Raw genomic sequence first — 20,197 nt, 5'->3', positions numbered from 1 at the left:
TATAATTATTATGTTTTGAATAAAAATATAACGTTTTATAATAATTTATCTACCTATTTTTAGTCTAATCAAGAAGGAGGTTCCTAATTGAATATTCATTCTATACTAGAGAAAAGTATACAAGTACAACTGACTATTTTAAAAAGCTGTTACGAGTCACATCAACCGTTGACAATCGACGACCTTTCAGGTCTACTCCGCATAGATAGACGTTCCGTTTTCAATTATTGCGAGCGCCTGTGTTCACTACCGCAAAACACTATATTCAAGAAAGACGGATCTAGTTACCATTTTATTGGTGACAATTATGACTTTCATCAACTGAAACTAGCAATACTTGAAAACTCGTTGAATTTCCAAATACTCAAAGCCGTCTGTCTACATTCAAATCTCACGCTTTACGAATTCGCCGCTCATCATGGGATCAGCGAATCCTTTCTCAGACGGCAGTTGGCTCAAGTGAATCATTTCTTCAGTTACTACGATTTGAAACTAAAAACACGAGAAGGTACTATTTTTTTCAATGGAAAAGAAACTCAAATTCGCTACGCGATTTATTTGTTTTTATGGGAAGTATACGAAGGAGTGGAATGGCCTTTTTTAACGCTTGATTTCCAGAAGATTTTAACAACAGTAAAGCAAGTTTTTACCAATATCGCACTAAAAAGGAACAAAATCAAAACGATGGAATGGTGCTTCATATTAGCTGTTAATATCAATCGATCCAAACAAGGATATGCTGTCCCTGAACATGAACTTCCTCACTTTTTAGATCCTATGTTAGCAGGTCTTTCTGAGGTGACCAATGACCTAAAAACGATTATTTCTATTTATAACTTACCTTCTTCTGAGTTAAACTTTATTTTGTTGTGGATACAAACTCGCCCACAATTTTACGTAGATAAAAATATTATGGTTCATACATCAAAGGTCCATAAAAAAAATGCAACACCGATCAATGAACTTCGCGATCAGTTTTATCATTACATGGTATCAGTTGGGATAAAGTCCAATGAAATCACCTCAAAGAAAAAGTTATTAGATGCAACATTATATGCAAATGGTATCCATGATTATCTTTTTAGCCCTTTTTCTGGTAAAAAACGAGAAGTTACTGATTTTATCGAAAGAAATTATCCCTATTTCTATCAAAATATGGTTGATTTGACCCAACAAATGCAAAAAAATCAGTTTCCATGGCTTCAATTATCTACGTTGATCGAAGCATTTTTAGTTATCGCCCCACCTACATTTTTTGATAAAGAGATCAAAGTAAAATTAGAGAGTGATTATCCATTAAGTATCGAATTATTATATGTAAAGGTTTTACAGGAGCAATTACGCTTATATCTGAATGTCTTTTTCACTAATGAACTATTGTTAAACCCTGATGTAATTATTCGCACAACTGAAGCACCTATCAAAATAATCAGTTATGAAAATGAAATTCCTTATATTACGATCCGCGATGACCTCTCTGGTTCAGAAAATAAACACTTAGTTCAAAGAATCAAAGAAATTATGTATGGCGACAACCAAAAGTAACTGCTTTTCCTGGTAAAACCATTTTTTCAAGAAAGAGAAAATAAAGAAACAAAAAGAAGATACGGCAAGCCGTATCTTCTTTTTCGCCAACATGATCTTATAATTTAGATACTTCAGCAGCTTGAGGACCGCGCGCACCTTCAACGATAGAGAATTCCACTTCTTGGCCTTCTTCTAAGCTTTTGAAGCCATCGCCTTGGATTGCTGAGAAATGTACGAATACATCGTCTCCGCCATCTACTGTAATAAACCCAAATCCTTTTTCATTGTTGAACCATTTTACTGTTCCGTGTTCCATAGATATATAGCCTCCAAAAAAGTTCTTGCAAGTAACCCTTGCACAAACATTATACCGAATTTAGAAAACGCTCGCAAGCATTGCTCCGTTAATTTTCTAAATTCAATAGTCAGTGGAAGAGCGCTATTTTATCCTGCGAAGTGCTTGTTTACTTCATCCCAATTCACAACATTCCAGAAAGCTTCGATGTAGTCAGGGCGTACGTTTTTGTATTTCAAGTAGTAAGCATGTTCCCATACATCTAGACCTAAGACAGGTTTCTTGCCTTCCATCAATGGTGAGTCTTGGTTGGCTGTAGAAGTAATTGCTAGTTTGCCATCTTCTAGGACTAACCAAGCCCAGCCTGAACCGAAACGTCCTGCTGCTGCTTTTTTGAATTCTTCTTTGAATGTTGCAAAATCGCCAAACGTTTCGTTAATTGCGTCTTTGATGGCTCCTGTTGGCTCGCCACCAGCATTTGGTGCCATGATTTTCCAGAAGAATGAATGGTTCGCATGTCCACCACCATTGTTACGTACAGCAGTTTGAATGTCAGATGGAATAGCATCCATGTCTGAAACTAATTCTTCTATTGTTTTTTCACCTAATTCAGGAGATTTTTCAATCGCTGCATTTAAGTTTGTCACATAAGTATTGTGATGTTTATCATGATGCAAATGCATCGTTTCTTCGTCAATATATGGTTCTAATGCATCAAATGCATATGGTAGATCTGGTAATGTGTAAGTCATAAAAAAATTCCTCCTCAAATTTGTTGGATATCTTTACACTAAAAGAGTAACAAAGTGAGGGGAATTCTTCAATTGTTATGCCTAGTCTTCCAATTTTTCGCTGGTTTCTGCTGGCTCTTCGATGATTTCTGTCTTATTAAAGATAAATAATTTACTAAAGACGTAATTTGCCAATACGACTAAGACCTGTGTAATGATTTTAGCCACATAATCATTCATATCCAACCCTTTGATCATCAAGAACATGGCGCCCATATCCAGTCCATAAGAAACGATGCGGTAAAAAACAAATTTCCCAAATTCAATAAATAAATGCGTATAACTTGGAGATTTGGATCGAAACACCCATACTTTATTGGTGACAAATGCAAACAAAACAGAACAGATCCAAGAAATCGTATTCGACACTGGCATCGATAACTGGAAGATTTGTTGCGCGATTGCATAACTGACGAAGTTGACAACTGTTGCTAATCCACCAAAAAATAGATAGATGAAAACTTCCCAATATCCTTTACTTTCTAAATAGCTTTTAAATTGAACATAAACCTTCATTATTCTACCTACCTTATCTATCATTCTTTCCTATCATACTCTATCTGCTAATATTTTTCATCTCTAGAAAACAATGAACGATAAGAATATAACCTTATCTATCGTGAGAGAATGTTTTAGAACTCTTGTAATTCATAGCATACTCCGCTAGAATTGCTAGTGATGACAATTCTACAGAAGGAGTAATTATGACAACAAAACAATTAATCATTAGCTCATTTGCTCGATTCACCGAGCTTAAAAATGCTAAAAACGTATCATTTGGAAAATCATTAGTCTATCTTTTATGTTTAAGCATACTAATGGCACTACCTATTTCTTACCAAATTTTTCAAGTGCTAGACACGATCAAATCAGATGGTCAAAAAATCGCATCTGAAATTCCAGATTTTAAGATTCGTGATGGACAAATTGATTCGCCAACAAATGAAGGTTTTATTTATCAAACGGATTCGATCATCTTCACCTTTGACCCAGAAGGAAAGCGTACCCCTGAAGATATCTCTTCAGATTTGATAGGGAACTTCCTAAGTGTCGGTCTTCTGAAGGATCAGTTGGTATTAGCTTTACCGAATACTGGCACGACTTCGGCATTATTGAACAATAACCAATTTGAATTTGAGTATACGAATAATGCCTTAAAAAATCTAACTGGTGAAAGCTTACGCACTACATTAAGTGAAGCAACGATTCCTTTTTGGATCAAAGCCTTAGTATTTTTGATTTCAATTTATCCTAGCTTTTTAAATTTGATCATCACTTTGCTTATGGCAAATTTTGCAGCTTATGTATACGCAAGATTACGTTTAGCTAAAGTAACTTTTCTCGATTGTTTAAAAACGATGATCTATGCGATATCTTTACCTACTGTTATTGCAACGATCCTGATGATTTTTGCCCCTACTTTCGATACGACAGCATTTATTGCATTTGCCGGCATATTCATTTTCGCTCAGGCAGTCAAAGGCTGGCCAAAAATCCAATTACCAAAATAAAAGAATCTCTGGGAGAGGTAGTCACTACACACCTCTTCTAGAGATTCTTTTTCATTTAATAACCTTCATTCAAATCGATTTCATTTACTTCTAATTCTGTTTTGTCTACGTAGGATTTTAAGTTTGTCAGAAAAATATCCATAAACTTCGTTTGGAAATGTGGTGTCTGACCGGCAATATGAGAGGTGATCAATACATCTTCTCTTTCCCATAAAGGACTATCTTCCGCTAATGGCTCTTCTTCAAACACATCTAATGCCGCAAAAGCAAGTTGCCCACCATCCAATGCCGCAATCAAATCAGACGTTTTTACGGAAGGTCCACGTCCTACATTGATGAATAGCGCTTCTTTATCAAAAGCTTCAAATACTTTTGCGTCAAACAATCCTTTTGTCTGATCTGTCAAAGGTAAGATATTCACCACAATCGTTGCTTTCGGCAAGATTTCTTTTAATTTCTCTAATGGATAAGTCTCTTTGAAACCTTCCACTGGATGTCCAGATGTATTGATGCCGATACATTCTAAACCAAATGCAGCTGCCTGTTGTGCCAATTTTTTTCCAATATGTCCAGTTCCAATAATTAGTAATTTTTGATCTGCCAATGCCTGATAATGGATATCTGATCCTAGCCACTCTTTATTGAACTGTGCTCGTTGAGCTTGGAACAATCCACGAGAATAGCCTAAAATAATGCCCATGGTATGCTCACTGATCGATTCTACATGGATACCACTCGCATTGGAAAGTAAGATATTTTTGTCAGCGAATTCGTTTAATGGAAGATTATCTACTCCAGCAGAAATCGATTGGACCCATTTCAAGCTGTCAGAAGCGAATATATCTTCTTGATAATCACCATTCCAGCCGATACTGATCGCTATCTTAGAAAGTTCGTCGGATGCTACTTCTGTTTGAAATGAATACTCCGGAGCTATTTCCTTGATCTTTTCGATAAATTCTTCACGAAATGAACGTACTGAATAAATAATTTTTTTTGTCATCACACCCCATCCTCTCTACCTATCAGTCTAGCTTAAACTCTCAAAAGAATGAAGTAGGATGCACTTCATAGCTTGAACGAATTTTTCCTATAATGACCACTGTAAAAGTGAATCAGCGTTTGACTGTCTAAAAAAACAAGCCTAACAATCAGAAAGTAAGTAAAACTTACTTTCTGTTCGTCAGGCTTGTTTTCCTAAAGATAAAAGACTATCTCTCACCTTATACATCCGCTGTTTCTTGGAAATGATATGTTGGTTCATCTAATTGAGGATCATAATCTACAACCAGATCATAGCCTTTGAAGAACCAATCATCGGCTTCATCAATAAAGAATAATAGACCATCGATCTTTTCTTGTTTCATCGGACGTTCCGGAAACTCCACAGACATACCGATTGAAAATCCCTCATGTACTTCTGTTTTGCCATATACTTTCCCAAAAAAACGGATACCATAATTTTCAGGTAAATCTACCTCTGCTTGAAACCATTCTTTTGCTTTGTCCGTTATTGTTAATTCCATGTGATGAGCCCCTTTTTATTGATTCATTTTATCATCAAGTATATCTACATCTTCTGTTTCTCCGATAACAAGTAGATTATCATTTTCACGTACATATTCGTCTGCGGCTGGCGACACTACGACAGAACGATCGAAGCGCCGGATGGCTACCACAGTCAAATCGAATCGCTGTCTGAAATTTAGTTCTGCTAACGTTTTATTAAAGAACTTGGGATTAGACACCCGAATCTCAGCAAGCGAAAATTTGTCTGACAGCTCTAAATAATCCAAAATATTTTTTGAAACAAGATTATGTGCGATCCGTATCCCCATATCCCTCTCAGGATGAACAACGCGATCTGCACCGATCTTTTCAAGAACCCGAGCATGATACTCATTTTGTGCTTTGGCTAAGATATTCGGAACGCCCATTTCTTTGACCATCAGAGTCACTAAAATACTTGCTTGGATATCTTCTCCAATTGCTACGATCACATGATCAAAATTTCTGATTCCTAAAGATCGTAAAGTCATTTCATCTTGTGCATTCGCAACCACTGCATGTGTTGCGATATTCATATATTCATTCACGCGATCTTCACTGCTATCAATGGCTAAAACTTCTTGTCCAGCTTCGACTAATGTCCGACAGATACTACCGCCAAAACGTCCAAGTCCTACGATTGCAAAATTCTGTTTCACTTTTCTCCTCCTTTTTCCATTCCATTTCAAGTATAGCAAAGCCACTCTAAAAACAAAAGTAACCCTGCTTTTCTTTACGGAAAACCCTAATTTTAATGGAGGATCAAGAGAAGGACTACTATGGTAGACCATAGAATATTCTTTGATGTTTCTACTAAAAAGGTATGCCTATATATATACTAATTATTCCTACAATAAGTAACCTAAGAATACGTTAACTGAAACAAAGTAAATAAATAACCCAGCAATATCTTTGATCGAGGTAATGATCGGTGCAGATCCAGCAGCTTGATCAATATTCAATTTCAATAAGATAAAAGGAATCAAAAAACCCAAGGCTGCAGCTAAGGTCATTGCAAAGACCAAGGAGATTCCCACAGCTACACCTAACAATGGAATCCCTTGCCATACAGAAGCGACTATTCCAGATACGATCCCTACAACAATCCCTAAGCTTAAGCCAATCCCTGTTTCCTTCAAAAAGTGCTTAATAAATGTGTTTAGATCAATATGTCCTAAAGATAATCCGCGAACAAAAACCGTCGATGACTGCGTCCCTACATTCCCACCCATATCCATGATCAAAGGAATAAAAATAGCAACAGCGGCCACTGATTCTAACGTTTGTTCAAACTCATCGATCACTAGACCAGCTAACATCCCTGCGACCAATGTGATGGCTAAGAAAGGCAACCTGACTTTCCAGATTTGCCAAAGACTGCCGTTGATCAGTACTGTACTACGATCAGCTTCTACAGAGGCGACATCTGCTAAACCAGCGGCATTGAACATATCCTCGGTTGTTTCTTGCTCTAAGACATCGATAGCGTCATCCACTGTCACAATGCCGACTAGTCGTGTTTCTTTATCCACGACGGGAATAGCGATCAAATCTAACTCTTGTAACAATCGTGCGGTTTCTTCCTGGTCTGTGTCTGTGGTTACATAAGCAACATGCTTGATCATGATTTCTTCAATGCGTTGATCACTTTCTGCAATGACTAAATCCTTTAATGATAGGACCCCTTCAATTTTTTTCGCCATATCTGTCACATACAAAATATAGATTGTTTCCATTTCTTTGGCTAATTTTCTGATTTTATGCAGTGCTTCTTCAACAGTCATTTCTTTCTTTATTGAAATAAATTCAGTCGTCATGATCCGTCCAGCCGTCTCGTGTTCATAGCCCATCAAGCGATTCGTCGTTGCACGCTCTTCTTCGGAAAGCTCTGCCAATAGTTTTTTAGTCACACTCGCTGGTAGTTCGTAAAACAACCTTACCCGATCATCTGGAGCCATCTCATTCACAAATTCAATCACTCCCTCATCCGTAAACGAGCGAAGCAAGTCTTGTTGGACAGCTGGTTCAAATGTTTCAAAGATTTCGAGAGCTTTGTCTTTTGATAATAATCGAAAGACAAGAACTTGCTTATCTGAAGGTAGCGTAACAAACAGTTGGAGCAATTCCACTTTCTCGATCGTTGCTAAATAGTTCTTCAATTCTTCAAGCTTTTTTTGCTCAAGATAGTTAAGAATCGTCAGTTGCGTTTCTAGGTTATTTGTATCATTTAATGTTCTCATCTCGTATTCTCCTTTGTTACATCGTTTTTTCGATATAAACTTGTTGGATGGATTCGTTTAGAAAAACAGGAAGTACATAAAAAAGACGGCCTCCAAAAGAAGCCGTCTCATAAGATCCCATCAAAATGGTACCAGTGTTTACCTGAACGAACTTCTCGTCTGAGCTTTAGCACTAAAAGACGTAATTCTGGAAATATGATCCAGATAGCTACGTTAAGCACGCCTTAAGCCGACGTTGCCTGTTATACCCTGTGGCGTCTCTCGACGTTTGAGGGCAGTAGCCTGTGTTCTTTTAGGAGCCTCACCTAACAAGTTTTTATAATTAAACCCTACAGGTAAAATTGGTTTTTGTCAATAAGAGGATGAGTATTTGATAAAAATTCGATAAAATAGATATGACTATTTTACAATCTTTCTCCCGTCACTCCTTCTACAATCCCTTTAGCAATTTGATCCATATTCCTACGAATGTTTGCTACATCACGAGAATTAGTAATAAATCCTAATTCTGCCAAACGATAAGGAATTCCTCTGGAATGTAACACATTCAAGTTCAATAAATCACTTCTTAAATTGATCCCACCAGTGTTCTGGACAGATCCCCACAAACCTACATTCGTACGGATCACACTACCGATGGCATAATTTTGTGTTGTGTACGAGTTCCCATTGCGATGTGCAATCACATGTCCCCCTGTACTGATTTCAATCGCCCCTGCATCTAAATGGAATTCTGTGACAGAAGAAAACGAGTTGCTGATTGTATAAGCGCCTTGCATTCTGCGACTATCTTGGAACATATCCGCATTTGTATCATAATAAGTGATACGGTTTCTCTTCAATCGGCTTGTCCATTTTTGTAAATATGGCATCAGTTCATTTCTTGTAAAGTCCCGTTCGTTGATACCGTTATACGAAGCCCCTGGATCTCCTGCACCATGTCCCATTACAAATAGATGATTGATTGAGGTTTGGTAAGGGTTTGAAGTGGGTCCTGGGGCTGGTGCTCCTTTTTTGACCAGTACAACTTGGATAGCTTCCATTTGTAATGCTACATTCGAAGTCCCAGCATTCTGACCATTTTTGGCCCAATCTAACCAACCAAGTTGCGCAGAGTGAACTCGATAATAAACATCGTAATGTTGATTTAATTGCCCTGTTAATCTCACCCGTATTGCTTCTGCTCGCAATTTTCTACCCTCTGTTCCAGAGAGAGCATTATTATTCACATAGTTTTGCCAACCAATTGATTGAACGTGTGTACTATATTCTATTGTTCCAGGAATAGGGGTGCTTGAGATATTCATTCGTAAAGCTTCTAATCTGAAACCACGTCCCACTGTTCCAGCGGTTGCTCCATTCATTTGATAACCTTGCCAACCAATCGATTGACTATGCGTTTGGTAATTAACATTAGGATTTTTTATTGTATCCTTATCATAAAATGCAGTACTAGCTGCTGGCCCAGATTGTCCTTTTGCTACTAACCTTACTTCCATAGCTTCCATCTGATAGCCAAATCCTGCACTTCCCGCATTGCCATTGTTTTTTGTCCAACCTAACCAACCAAAATAAGCGGAGTGCACTCGATAATAAACATCATAGTGTTCGGCTAATTGACCAGTTAAACGTATCCGAATTGCTTCTGTTCGAAGCTTACGATCAGTGGTCCCGGAAATCGCGTCGTCTCGCACATAATTTTGCCAACCAATCGTACGTACATGACTAGAATATTCAATAGACCCCGGGATTGGTGTATTTGAAACATTTATTCTTACAGCCTCTAATCTTAAACCACGATTCATCGTTCCAGCAGTTGAACCATTTGACTGATAAGGTTGCCACCCGACTGACTGACTGTGGGTTTGGTAATTGACATTAGGATTAGGTAGTTTATCTTTGTCATAGAAAGCTGTGGTCTGAGTTGGGGCGACTTCTCCTTTTTTGACTAGTTGGATCTGGATAGCTTCCATCTGATAGCCAAACCCTGAACTACCTGCATCTTCACCATCTTTGGCCCAACCTAGCCAACCAAAATAAGCGGAGTGTACACGATAATAGACACTATATTGTTGACTTATCTCCCCGGTCAATCGAATCCTAATTGCTTCTGTCCGTAAAGAACGGTCTGTTGTTCCTGACATCGCACCATTTTTTACATAATTTTGCCAACCAATCGTACGTACATGACTACTGTACTCAATATCACCATTCAATGAATTATTTGGCAATTGAATTTTTATGGCTTCAATTCTTTTCCCTTGACCAATCGTACCTGCAGTAGCACCATCAGCTACGGTACTTTGCCAACCATAAGTTTGCACATGTGTTTGATAACTAACGGATGGTTTGGAATCTGCTGCACGATTGCTAACCGTTTGTTCTTGACGATTATCTTGGGTTATTGAATCGTTGTTATTTTTTTCTACTTGAATGTTGAACTTGCCTAATGTTCTCTCGCCATCTTTTAACAAGACTTCTGTTTCACCGATTGCTTTTGCCGTCACCAGACCTTTTTCATCCACTTCGACAACATTATTGTCTGCTGATTCCCAAATTGGATAAACAATCTCAGCATTTTCCGGTACAAGCGAATACTCAAGTCTCTTCGTTTCACCTTGGACCATTTCTATTTTTTCTTCTTTTGGAATAATTGATTCAACGCTATTTTGTTCTAAATATTTCACGTCTACAGTGATATCTAGTGAGCGATTAGATGTTTCTTCTAAAATTGCTTTTTGTGAAAACTCTACTTGGTAACTATAATTTAGTGCCGAAGGTTCCACAGTAGTAAAAACGGATCCATTGTATTCCCAATTAGTTGAGTTAATATCGATCTTATTTAATTCCGGTTTTAGATTGTCTTGATTGATCACCCATTCACGATCATCTTTTGATGCTTCTGCATTAATCAATTGTTCTTTCCCGTTAAAATAAGTCAAATGATCATTCATCGACAAATCAATTGTTGGCAGTTTATTTTTAGAAACATCAAGGTAAGTTAACTCTGAAAGAGCCGAGACATCTACTTTTTCTAACTCATTATTTTGAACTTCCAGTTTTTTTAGCTGTTTGAAATATTCGATACCATCCAATGATTTGATATTTCTACCACTAAGATCCAACTCAGTTGTAGCCAACAATTCATCAGATAATACGTTACTATGATTCTCCTCCATCATTTCAATCAATAATTGACGGAAATTTTGATCTGGGAAATGAACTTCATCAACAGGAATATCTTTAGATGAATTTTCTGAAGAGTTTTCTGTTGTTCCTGTGGTCTCCTCTGTGGTGGAATTAGTACTTTCTATCAAAGGGGCATTAGATGATGTAGCTTTAGTTTCGTTTGTTTGCGAAGTACTTTGTGACGTATTTGTTGTATCATTTATCGATACTGCGTAGACACTTGGCGTGATCGAGCCTGACAGTAGTAAGAAACTTAATAACATGCCTATCCATTTTTTTCTCATGACATTCTCCTTTATTTTTTAAATCAAACTTATTTTGTCCTATAATATATTAAACTATAAAAAGACCCAAATGAAAAGAACATGATAACAAAGAATTCAAAATAACAAACAATGTAATTTGGAATTAGCAAACACAAATAAATCCAAAGCAAAAGTAATAACATTTTGCTTTGGATCAGGGTACTGTTTTCCCTTATCAATGTGAAAACAGGGATACTTTATAATTTATGTTCCAATTTATAATTAGTAAAAATGTGCTTACTGTTTAGATGATAAGTCATAAGTCTACTTACTTCACTAATCCATGTTTGAATGCATATATGGCAGCTTGCGTACGATCTTCCACTTCTAGCTTCGCTAAAATATTAGAAACGTGCGTTTTGACTGTTTTCAATGTAATAAACAATTCATCTGCGATTTCCTGATTGCTTTTTCCTTCAGAGATCAACATAAGAATCTCATTTTCTCGATTCGTTAAGTCATCGTGCAAGATCGGCTCATTGCGACGACTCATTTTCTCCATCATTTTTGAAGTTACTTCGGGTTCAAGTACACGTTCGCCTCTTTGAGTCGCTCGAATCGCATCGGCGATCTCATGGGCTGTCGATGTTTTAAGTAAGTAGCCTGTTGCGCCAGCTTCAATAGCTGGATATACTTTCTCATCATCAATAAAACTCGTGACGATAATGATTTTTGCTTCTGGCCAATCTTTGAGGATTGCTTTTGTAGATTCGATCCCGTCCATTTCTTCCATGACTAAATCCATTAAAATCACGTCCGGACGAAGTGCCATGGCTTTCTCATAGCCTTGCCGCCCATCCTCAGCTTCTCCGATCACTTCGATATCTTCTTGGATCGATAAATAGGATGAAACCCCTAAACGTACCATTTCATGATCATCGACTAGTAATACTTTTATCATTTTTCCGCCTCCTTTATTAAAGGAACTTTGATTTCCACACTTGTTCCTTGTCCTTTGAAACTAATGATTTTTACTGTTCCACCAATACCTGCTACACGTTCTCTGATATTATTTAGTCCGTAGCTACCGGTTTTTGTTTCATTCATATTGAAGCCAGTACCGTCATCGATTACTCGTAATAAAAGATTATTATCTATTTTATGCAGATACACTTCTAATTCATTGGCTTTTGCATGGCGCAACGTGTTTGAAAGTAGTTCTTGAACGATCCGGAAGAGATGATCTTCAATCGAATCAGATAAAGTGATATCTTCAATATCCCATTTCAGTGCAATTTGTATCTTGTTTTTTAATTCTTTTAATAATTGCTCGATCCCTTGTTTCAAACTTTTTTCTTCAAGATTGACTGGTCGCAAATGTAGTAGCAACGCACGCATTTCAGATTGTGAAGCATTGATGATATCCGCTACCATCCTTAGTTGTTTACGAAACATTTCAGGTGTATCACTTTTTTCTGCTTGTTCCGTCAGAGCAGACATCATCATCATCGCTGCAAATAATTGCTGGGAAACTGAATCATGGAGCTCACGTGCTAAACGATGTCTTTCTAATTCTAAGATTTCTTCTTTTGTTTGTCCATCCACATATTGAGGTCGACTCGTCAATATTTGAAGTTCACTTGAGACTTCAACCATTTTTTCTTTGATTTTGGTTATTTCTTTTTCAATTTCTTTCACGTATATATCGTCAGAAGCGCTTGGTAAGGAATCATTTAAAACTTTTGCTTCATAATTGCCGGAAGAAATTGCTCGTAATTGTTCTTCGATTTTCCCATAACGTGCTTTTTGTAAAAGAGAGACAATCAAAAAAACAATCAGGCCCACACCTGACGAAATCGCTAGTAAGTGAAAGATCAAAGGCACATATAAAATTCTGGCACTTAATAAAGTACGCCAAAAATGAGTTTGGTTGCTTGCGTAAAAATAAGTAAAAAAAGAAAATAAAATGACGATAAATGAGGCGATCGAAGCATAGATAGCTAGCATCGGTCGAGAAAGTTTCTCTATCATGCTCGAATCACCTCAATATCTCCAATCAATGTGTTCGTAATGATTTTTAAACGACGTGGATTTTCATCGTAATCATTGCTATAGATTTTGATTGACTCATTCTTCAATGAGAATTGTTCTTCTTCAAATTGTACATTCCCTACTAACGTTGCGTGCTCGAGACTGATTGCAATCCCTAAAGGAACTAAGATCCGTGTTCTACCAATACCTTTTCTGACGATAACGATATTATCATCTTTAGGTAACAAGGTGTTTCCTAAATCAATGATCGTATCTCCTGAAAGAAGTGCGATATTGATATCGTCCCATTCATACACATCATTACCAATTCGCTGGTTACCGAATAATTGTTGTTTTTTTCGTTCATTGTTGTGGGACTTCACTTGCTCTGTTTGAACCATAATGATTTGTTTTTTTCGCCAAAAAGCATTTTTGGTTAGATCGATCCCAGAAATCTCTACACCTTTAAGACCAATGAACAAGACAGCAAAGACTGCCATTACCCATAGCGCTGGACTATTGATCAAACTGAAGAAAATAACTAATCCACCTAGTACAAATTGAAAATTTTGAAATCCCGATCTCGGTGATTTTCGCAATGCAAGATAGATATTAAAAATACCAAATAAAACTAATAGTAATAATTCAACATTATTTACGATTTGCCAAACTGCAAAGATCAATAGTAATGCTTCTACTACTATAAAAAAGCGCCAAGAGCTATTCATCGCTATTCTCCTTCCCTTTTCATTCTCTTTTTTATCATACCTATTTTTGTTTCGAGATGCTATAGGACTTTAGATGTAACTATCGATTTCTACAGCAAAAGGCCTGGGACTTTGTGTCATGGTCCCAGACCTTTTGCATAGACAAACTAATAATTAATTACCTATGTCTAAATTTCAACTTATGCTTGTGCAACCTTGACGATTTTTACTTGCATGTCGCCACCAGGTGTTGAAATCGTTACCTCATCATTTTTATACTTACCGATCAAAGCTTGTGCAATCGGTGAATCATTGGAAATTTTTCCAGAGAACGGATCTGCCTCAGCACTTCCTACGATCGTGTATTCTTCTTCTTCTCCGTCTGGTAACTCAATGAAAGTCACTGTTTTACCAATAGACACTTCATCCGAATCAACCCCATCGTTGTCAATGATCTGTGCGAAACGGATCATATTCTCGATTGTAGTGATGCGCCCCTCTACAAAAGCTTGTTCATCTTTAGCTGCTTCATATTCTGAGTTCTCAGATAAATCACCAAAGCCACGGGCAATTTTGATTCGTTCAATGATTTCTCCCCGTTTAACTGTTTTTAATTCTTCTAATTCTTGCTCTAATTTTGCTTTTCCTTCAAGCGTCATAGGATATACTTTTTCTACCATGTATAACTCTTCTCCTTTTTCTATCGAATACCGCAAAAGGTAATCTTTTACGGACTACAGTCCAAAAAAGATTACCATGCTTTTTCTAAAATGTAAATGTTTTTCTAAAAATAAATCAAGATGTAGATAACGTTCAATTTTAGTTATTTACGTATTTTTGTACTAATTCCATATGCTCCTCATATGTTTTTGCAAAATAAACCTCACCTGTAGTGATATCTGCGACAAAATAGTAATAATCATTATCTGCCGGTTCAATCACAGCTTGGATAGCTGCTTCACTTGGACTGTTGAATGGTCCTGGCCCATATCCTTTATTTGTATAAAGGTTATAAGGTGAATCTACTGCTGTATCTTCATAAGAGACAAATTCTTTGTGTTCGCCTAACGCATATAAAATAGAAATATCTGATTGTAATGGCATTCCTATGTCAATGCGATTATAGAAAACTCTGGCAATATTTTTACGATCTGATTCAGATACCCCTTCTTTTTCGATCAATGAAGCAAGTGTCATGACTTCTTGAACCGTATGATTTTGCTGCTTGATCGTAGAAAAATAAGGTTGTAACACGGTATTCGTTTTTTCGACCATCTGAATGATCAGATCTTTAAGTGACATATCTTTATAGTAATCATAAGTCGCTGGGAATAAATAACCTTCTAAGCGATACTTGGTGTTTTCTGCCTTAGCTGCACTTTCTAATAAATCAGGGTATTTTTGAGTCAACTCAGTGAAAAAGGCTTCATTTTTTAGTAGATCTAAAAATTCCTGCTTATCTTTCCCAGTGATTTTTGCTACTCGTTCTGCAATCTGCTCTGCATCAAATCCCTCTGGTATCGTGATCTTCCCATCTGCCACTTCTGTAGGTTCTGAGGTGCCACCTTCTTGGAGCTCTTTACCGATTTCATCTAACGTCATGTTAGGGGCTAATTGATAGAAACCAGCCTGAAAACCAGTCATATTTTTAAATTTTGTATAATAATTAAATACGATACCGCTCTTGATGATATGGTCTTGTTCTAAAATCTCTCCGATTTGCTTATTTGAAGAGCCACTAGGTATTTCGATCGAAACCAATTGTTCATTCTCTGGGTCTAAAGGTTTTAAACCACTATCAATATAGCGATAGACCGTAAAACCAAATACACATCCAATAATTAGCAACGTAAGCGCAATCACTAAAATAATTTTTCCTACGATTTTATCTTCTTTTTTACGTAGGTCTTTTCGCTTACTGACTACATCTGTCGAATCAGTTGTATTCTTTTGTCGTCGTCTCTTCTCATCTGGATGTTGTTTGTTTTCTGACAAAACAACTCCTCCTTACTATCAACTTCATAACTTTATTCATTATACATGAAATTCAGGCGGAGGTGAATTATTTTTAACAATTCTTATGTCAAAATTGTAAGTAGTAAATCGATTCTCTTCGGCTTAAAATAGAAAATAAAATGATTCTTATTTACTAAATAACAATAATCTGCTTATTTTAATCACTAAGCTCCTAGACAGGAAGGATTGATAGACATGAACAAAAGTAAACATTTGAAAAGAAAACCAGCTTCCCGTTTTTCTTTTTCTCAAAAACTCTGCTTATTTATTTTAGTCGTAACTATTGGGATTATCACATGGTCTACCTATGAAATGGCCCAGTCAAGAGTATCCGCTTCGATTCAAGTAGCAAATGATTCCTTAGACTTGACCGAAGATGAACAAGCCCTTGCCGATCAGATCGATCAATTGTTACAAAAAAATGATTATGTTGGATCTGTCTATATTCGTAAAAATGGTCGAGTGATCCTTGAAAAGGGCTACGGATACGCTAACGAAGAGGCACAGCAACCAAACACTCCATCTTTGTATTATCAAATCGGTTCGATCCAAAAAGCAATGACTGCGCTACTGATACTCAAACAAGTTGATCTAGGGAAACTTTCTTTAGATACTAAACTGGCTAAATTTTATCCCCAAATCAACGGCAGCAACAAAATCACGATCAAAGATTTACTATATATGCGATCAGGATTGAAAAAAACAGCTTCTCCGACCGTACCGATGAATGATCAAGAGGTGATCCAATTTGCGCTTGATCATCTCGAATATACCAATGATCAAAGTTACAAATATGAGCCATTGAATTTCACATTATTGACAGGTATTTTAATGAAATTGACCTATCAACCATACGAAAAATTGGTGTATGATCAAATCATCACTCCGTTACAGTTAAAACAGACGACCTTCTATGATCAAGTCAAAAACACTTCAGAACACGCAGTCTCCTATCAAATGAGTCCAGACGATGATTATCATCAAGCTTTGACTGAATCTGAAACAGATATACGCAATGAATTAGGAACTGGAAATATCAGTATGTCCGTGTATGACTTGAACGAATTTTTTACAAAAGTATTAAAAGGAAAATTGATTCCACAAGATTTACTTTTTTCTCTTTGGGGAAAGAATTTGAGTGGACGTCCATATAACGGCGGGGTCTACAGTGGGAGAGATACAATATTTGCTCAAGGAAACATCAATCGGTTTCATGCAGTATTAGCAATGAAAAAAGATACTTCTGATGCAGTTGTGTTGGAAAGTAATATCCAAGCTGATAAAAAATATAAAACAACAGCCACCGATCTTAGAGATCAGATTTATAAATTGATGGGAAATGATGAATAAGCAATTTGTTTACCTTCCATCTGTGATAATTGAACAAGAATGAAGAAAACCTTGTATAAGCATTTTGGCTTGATACAAGGTTTTCTCAGTTGTTTCCTAGATATAGAAACTTTATGATTGTGTCGTATTTATTTCTGTTGCTAAATATTTTCTCATGCCATCAAGTATGCTGTGCTTAGGTTGATAACCTAGTGCTGAAAGCTTAGTGACATCAGCTAAAGAGTCATGGATATCTCCAGCTCTCTCCTCTTGGTAATCCAACAGTAATTCAACTTCAAGAATCTGATTGATCGTCTGGATCAACTCAAGTAAAGTTGTACTATTTCCCGTTCCAACATTGAATTGTTGCCCTAATGCTTTTTCTTCTTTCGAAACAAGCAATAAAGCTTGTACGACATCCTCAACATAGACAAAATCTCTTGATTGACTGCCATCACCGAATAAAGTAAATGACGCTTTTTCACCAGCAAGTTGCTTTTTATAGCGATCCACTAAAATCGAGATCACCCCGCTATACGGCGAATTTGGATTTTGATTTGGACCGTATACGTTGAAGAAACGTACCGCAGTTCCTGGCACATCATACAAATGACAATAATCAAGTACATATTGTTCAGCAGCAAATTTATCGATAGCATAAGGCGTCAACGGTCGTATAATTGACTCTTCTTTTTTAGGTAGTGTTGGTTCATCTCCATAAACAGCTGCAGAAGAGCTAAATACGATACGCTTTAAATTTGGCTGATACTTACGAATCAACTCAAGTAACATCAAGACACTATCAAAATTCACTCGATGAGTTTCCAGCGGACGTTCAACAGAATCCGCAACACTAGCTATAGCAGCTAAATGGAAGATATAGTCAAATCTGTGTGATTGCAAAATCTTTTCCATTTTTTGCTTGTCACTGACATCCCCTTCAATAAAAGTGATTTTTTTTGTTTGGTCTAAATTCTCTCGATTCCCCATTGATAAATCATCAATAACTACAATATCGTTCTGATCTCCTAGATGATTTGCCAATGTTGAACCGATGAAGCCGGCTCCACCGGTAATTAATATTTTATCCACTTTATTCACTCCAATTATTTATTAAAAAATATAAATCTATTTTACCATGATAAGATATTGAACACTATGCAGTGTAATCGAAAACGTCTCGTAGAAAATAAAATATTTTTTACGAGACGTTTTTATGAAAGAATTTATACAGTAGTTTAGTTTAACGTTCTTTTAGTAAAATACGAAAATCTTTATAGCTAGCAATAATTGATCGATGTATAAAAGCAAGATATACAATATAAATAACGATGTATATAACCATGCTTGTAAAAGATGCATTGAATAATACGTTACTTAAAATAAATAGCACAGTTAATAATGTTTCAATAACATGCTTCCAACCTATCACTAATCGCAAATCTTTGTATAAGAAAAATTCAGCCAGATTACAACGTAGGGCCAAACTAATTAAAATGAGTAAAACAGTCAAATCTAAATTTCCAACAATGAAAATCACAAATAAAGACGCAAGTAACGTTACTCCTAACGTAATGATATTTACTAATAAAATCGTTTTTTCTTTTCTCAAAGTTTTTAGATACGTATTGATCAGTAATGACATTCTTCCTTCATAAATGACAATTGGGAATAAAATTCCCATAAACCTTAGACTTTCTGCGTATTCCGGTAACCATAAACTTAAAATGATTTTTGCAGGAACATAAAATATTAGTAAGCCGTAAGTTAGTGGAACAAATAATCCTCTAAGAATACGGAACAATTCAGGCAATCTCTCTTTATTCGTCCTTCTTAATAGTGGAAACATAACAATGCCAATGGCATTGATGAATGTCAAAAACATATTTGAAAGGCTTAGTGTAAATGATAACTTACCAAAGGTTTCGATTGTCCATTTTTGTTGCACAAAAAAACGGATTGTTCCAATAATCAGCATACTCGCAATATTACTAATCATTAATTTACTGCCGATATTGATATTATCTAGTATTTCAGGGAATAAAACTCGTAAATTGATTAATTTGACATTTAACATATCTTTAATCAAAGACATTCCCCATAATGTTACCAACAATTTAGAAAGGATATCTAATAAAATCAACCAGAAGAAGTTTCTACCACCTAAAGAAAAGTAAATAGCGATAAATAAAACATATAGATATCGATCATTTCTTGACAGTTGTGCATACTCTTTGATTCGATTCGTTGATTGAAAAATATATAAAACAAATGTTTTGATAATCGTCACGACTGATACTATTGCTGTCAAGATAAGTATGACTGATTGCTCAGAATGAGGAAGAAACAACCAGGCCCATATAGCTACAAAGAAAGATAAGAATAGTTCAAAGATCATTAGATACCAAAATTGTGTACCCAAATCTCGTTTATTCAACTGATCATATTCTTCTCCGCCGATTTTTAAGTAGATGCCATCAATCCAACCAAAATGTAGAAAACCTACATAAGACGAGTAAAAAACATAAAGTTGCCAATAACTATATTCAGTAACACCTAAAAGTTTTGGCACAAATAGATTTAATAGCACTGATATTCCTAAAGTAGCAAAATTTGCAGCTACAGTATAGTATAAATTTCTCATTACGTTTCTTGCTTTATCATTCATTATTAATACCTACTTTGTCATACTATTTAATCAAACCATCTTATATATAGTGCTTGTGCCTCTATATTTCTTACAAATCAACCTTAGTATTATTTAAGCT

General features: G+C 36.2%; 18 protein-coding genes and 1 riboswitch. Of the genes, 3 read left to right on the top strand and 15 right to left on the bottom strand.

The window, feature by feature from the left end; all coding sequences use genetic code 11:
- The first annotated feature begins 87 nt into the window (after positions 1-87).
- Positions 88-1,545, top strand: a complete 1,458-nt coding sequence (locus CUS89_RS06400; protein ID WP_104871497.1) for a helix-turn-helix domain-containing protein — start codon at positions 88-90, stop codon at positions 1,543-1,545.
- A 97-nt stretch (positions 1,546-1,642) separates the two neighbouring features.
- On the opposite strand, the gene CUS89_RS06395 is transcribed toward CUS89_RS06400, so the two are convergent.
- The 3 genes from CUS89_RS06395 to CUS89_RS06385 all read right to left on the bottom strand — a co-directional run bounded on the left by CUS89_RS06395 (position 1,643) and on the right by CUS89_RS06385 (position 3,129).
- Positions 1,643-1,843 (bottom strand): cold-shock protein, encoded by a 201-nt coding sequence (locus CUS89_RS06395; protein WP_010735910.1) that lies wholly within the window; start codon positions 1,841-1,843, stop codon positions 1,643-1,645.
- Between the two features lie 128 nt (positions 1,844-1,971).
- On the bottom strand, positions 1,972-2,574 hold the full coding sequence (locus CUS89_RS06390) for a superoxide dismutase (RefSeq protein WP_104871496.1): 603 nt from the start codon (positions 2,572-2,574) through the stop codon (positions 1,972-1,974).
- Positions 2,575-2,655: 81 nt separating this feature from the next.
- Positions 2,656-3,129, bottom strand: coding sequence for a GtrA family protein (locus CUS89_RS06385; RefSeq protein WP_104871495.1), 474 nt, complete (start codon positions 3,127-3,129; stop codon positions 2,656-2,658).
- Between the two features lie 188 nt (positions 3,130-3,317).
- Between CUS89_RS06385 and CUS89_RS06380 the strand changes: the two genes are divergently transcribed.
- On the top strand, positions 3,318-4,124 hold the full coding sequence (locus CUS89_RS06380; RefSeq protein ID WP_104871494.1) for a DUF1189 domain-containing protein: 807 nt from the start codon (positions 3,318-3,320) through the stop codon (positions 4,122-4,124).
- Between the two features lie 55 nt (positions 4,125-4,179).
- Here the strand turns inward: CUS89_RS06380 and CUS89_RS06375 are convergent, their stop codons facing one another.
- The 10 genes from CUS89_RS06375 to mltG all read right to left on the bottom strand — a co-directional run bounded on the left by CUS89_RS06375 (position 4,180) and on the right by mltG (position 16,079).
- Positions 4,180-5,127, bottom strand: coding sequence for a phosphoglycerate dehydrogenase (locus CUS89_RS06375; protein ID WP_104871493.1), 948 nt, complete (start codon positions 5,125-5,127; stop codon positions 4,180-4,182).
- Between the two features lie 220 nt (positions 5,128-5,347).
- Positions 5,348-5,650 (bottom strand): HesB/YadR/YfhF family protein, encoded by a 303-nt coding sequence (locus tag CUS89_RS06370; RefSeq protein ID WP_104871492.1) that lies wholly within the window; start codon positions 5,648-5,650, stop codon positions 5,348-5,350.
- Between the two features lie 15 nt (positions 5,651-5,665).
- Positions 5,666-6,331: a potassium channel family protein gene (locus CUS89_RS06365; protein WP_010735916.1), complete on the bottom strand. Its 666-nt coding sequence runs from the start codon at positions 6,329-6,331 to the stop codon at positions 5,666-5,668.
- Positions 6,332-6,520: 189 nt separating this feature from the next.
- Positions 6,521-7,912 carry a magnesium transporter gene (gene mgtE, locus CUS89_RS06360; RefSeq protein ID WP_104871491.1) on the bottom strand — a complete coding sequence of 464 codons (1,392 nt, stop codon included), beginning with the start codon at positions 7,910-7,912 and terminating at the stop codon, positions 6,521-6,523.
- Positions 7,913-8,056: 144 nt separating this feature from the next.
- Positions 8,057-8,232: riboswitch (M-box (ykoK) riboswitch) on the bottom strand.
- An 84-nt stretch (positions 8,233-8,316) separates the two neighbouring features.
- Positions 8,317-11,385, bottom strand: coding sequence for an N-acetylmuramoyl-L-alanine amidase (locus CUS89_RS06355; protein WP_104871490.1), 3,069 nt, complete (start codon positions 11,383-11,385; stop codon positions 8,317-8,319).
- 289 nt (positions 11,386-11,674) lie between these two features.
- Positions 11,675-12,307 carry a response regulator transcription factor gene (locus CUS89_RS06350; RefSeq protein WP_104871489.1) on the bottom strand — a complete coding sequence of 211 codons (633 nt, stop codon included), beginning with the start codon at positions 12,305-12,307 and terminating at the stop codon, positions 11,675-11,677.
- A complete protein-coding gene (gene liaS / locus CUS89_RS06345) occupies positions 12,304-13,377 on the bottom strand; it encodes a two-component system sensor histidine kinase LiaS (RefSeq protein WP_104871488.1) in 1,074 nt (357 codons plus the stop codon). Before liaS ends, CUS89_RS06350 begins: the two co-directional genes overlap by 4 nt.
- Positions 13,374-14,105, bottom strand: a complete 732-nt coding sequence (gene liaF / locus CUS89_RS06340) for a cell wall-active antibiotics response protein LiaF (protein ID WP_104871487.1) — start codon at positions 14,103-14,105, stop codon at positions 13,374-13,376. Before liaF ends, liaS begins: the two co-directional genes overlap by 4 nt.
- Positions 14,106-14,284: 179 nt before the next feature.
- Positions 14,285-14,764 carry a transcription elongation factor GreA gene (gene greA, locus CUS89_RS06335; RefSeq protein ID WP_010735922.1) on the bottom strand — a complete coding sequence of 160 codons (480 nt, stop codon included), beginning with the start codon at positions 14,762-14,764 and terminating at the stop codon, positions 14,285-14,287.
- 139 nt (positions 14,765-14,903) lie between these two features.
- A complete protein-coding gene (gene mltG, locus CUS89_RS06330) occupies positions 14,904-16,079 on the bottom strand; it encodes an endolytic transglycosylase MltG (RefSeq protein ID WP_104871486.1) in 1,176 nt (391 codons plus the stop codon).
- A 216-nt stretch (positions 16,080-16,295) separates the two neighbouring features.
- Between mltG and CUS89_RS06325 the strand changes: the two genes are divergently transcribed.
- Entirely contained in the window at positions 16,296-17,450 is a 1,155-nt protein-coding gene (locus tag CUS89_RS06325) for a serine hydrolase domain-containing protein (protein WP_104871485.1), read from the top strand.
- Positions 17,451-17,561: 111 nt separating this feature from the next.
- On the opposite strand, the gene CUS89_RS06320 is transcribed toward CUS89_RS06325, so the two are convergent.
- Together CUS89_RS06320 and CUS89_RS06315 are read right to left on the bottom strand one after the other, a co-directional pair.
- The gene (locus CUS89_RS06320; protein WP_104871484.1) at positions 17,562-18,521 is read right to left on the bottom strand and encodes an NAD-dependent epimerase/dehydratase family protein; all 960 of its coding nucleotides are present in this window, start codon (positions 18,519-18,521) and stop codon (positions 17,562-17,564) included.
- 151 nt (positions 18,522-18,672) lie between these two features.
- Positions 18,673-20,097, bottom strand: coding sequence for a lipopolysaccharide biosynthesis protein (locus CUS89_RS06315; protein ID WP_104871483.1), 1,425 nt, complete (start codon positions 20,095-20,097; stop codon positions 18,673-18,675).
- Between the last annotated feature and the right edge of the window lie 100 nt (positions 20,098-20,197).

Origin of the sequence: Enterococcus mundtii (genome assembly GCF_002947535.1) — a bacterium.
GTDB classification, from domain to species: Bacteria; Bacillota; Bacilli; order Lactobacillales; family Enterococcaceae; genus Enterococcus_B; species Enterococcus_B mundtii_B.
This window is presented reverse-complemented; position numbering and strand designations above follow the sequence as displayed.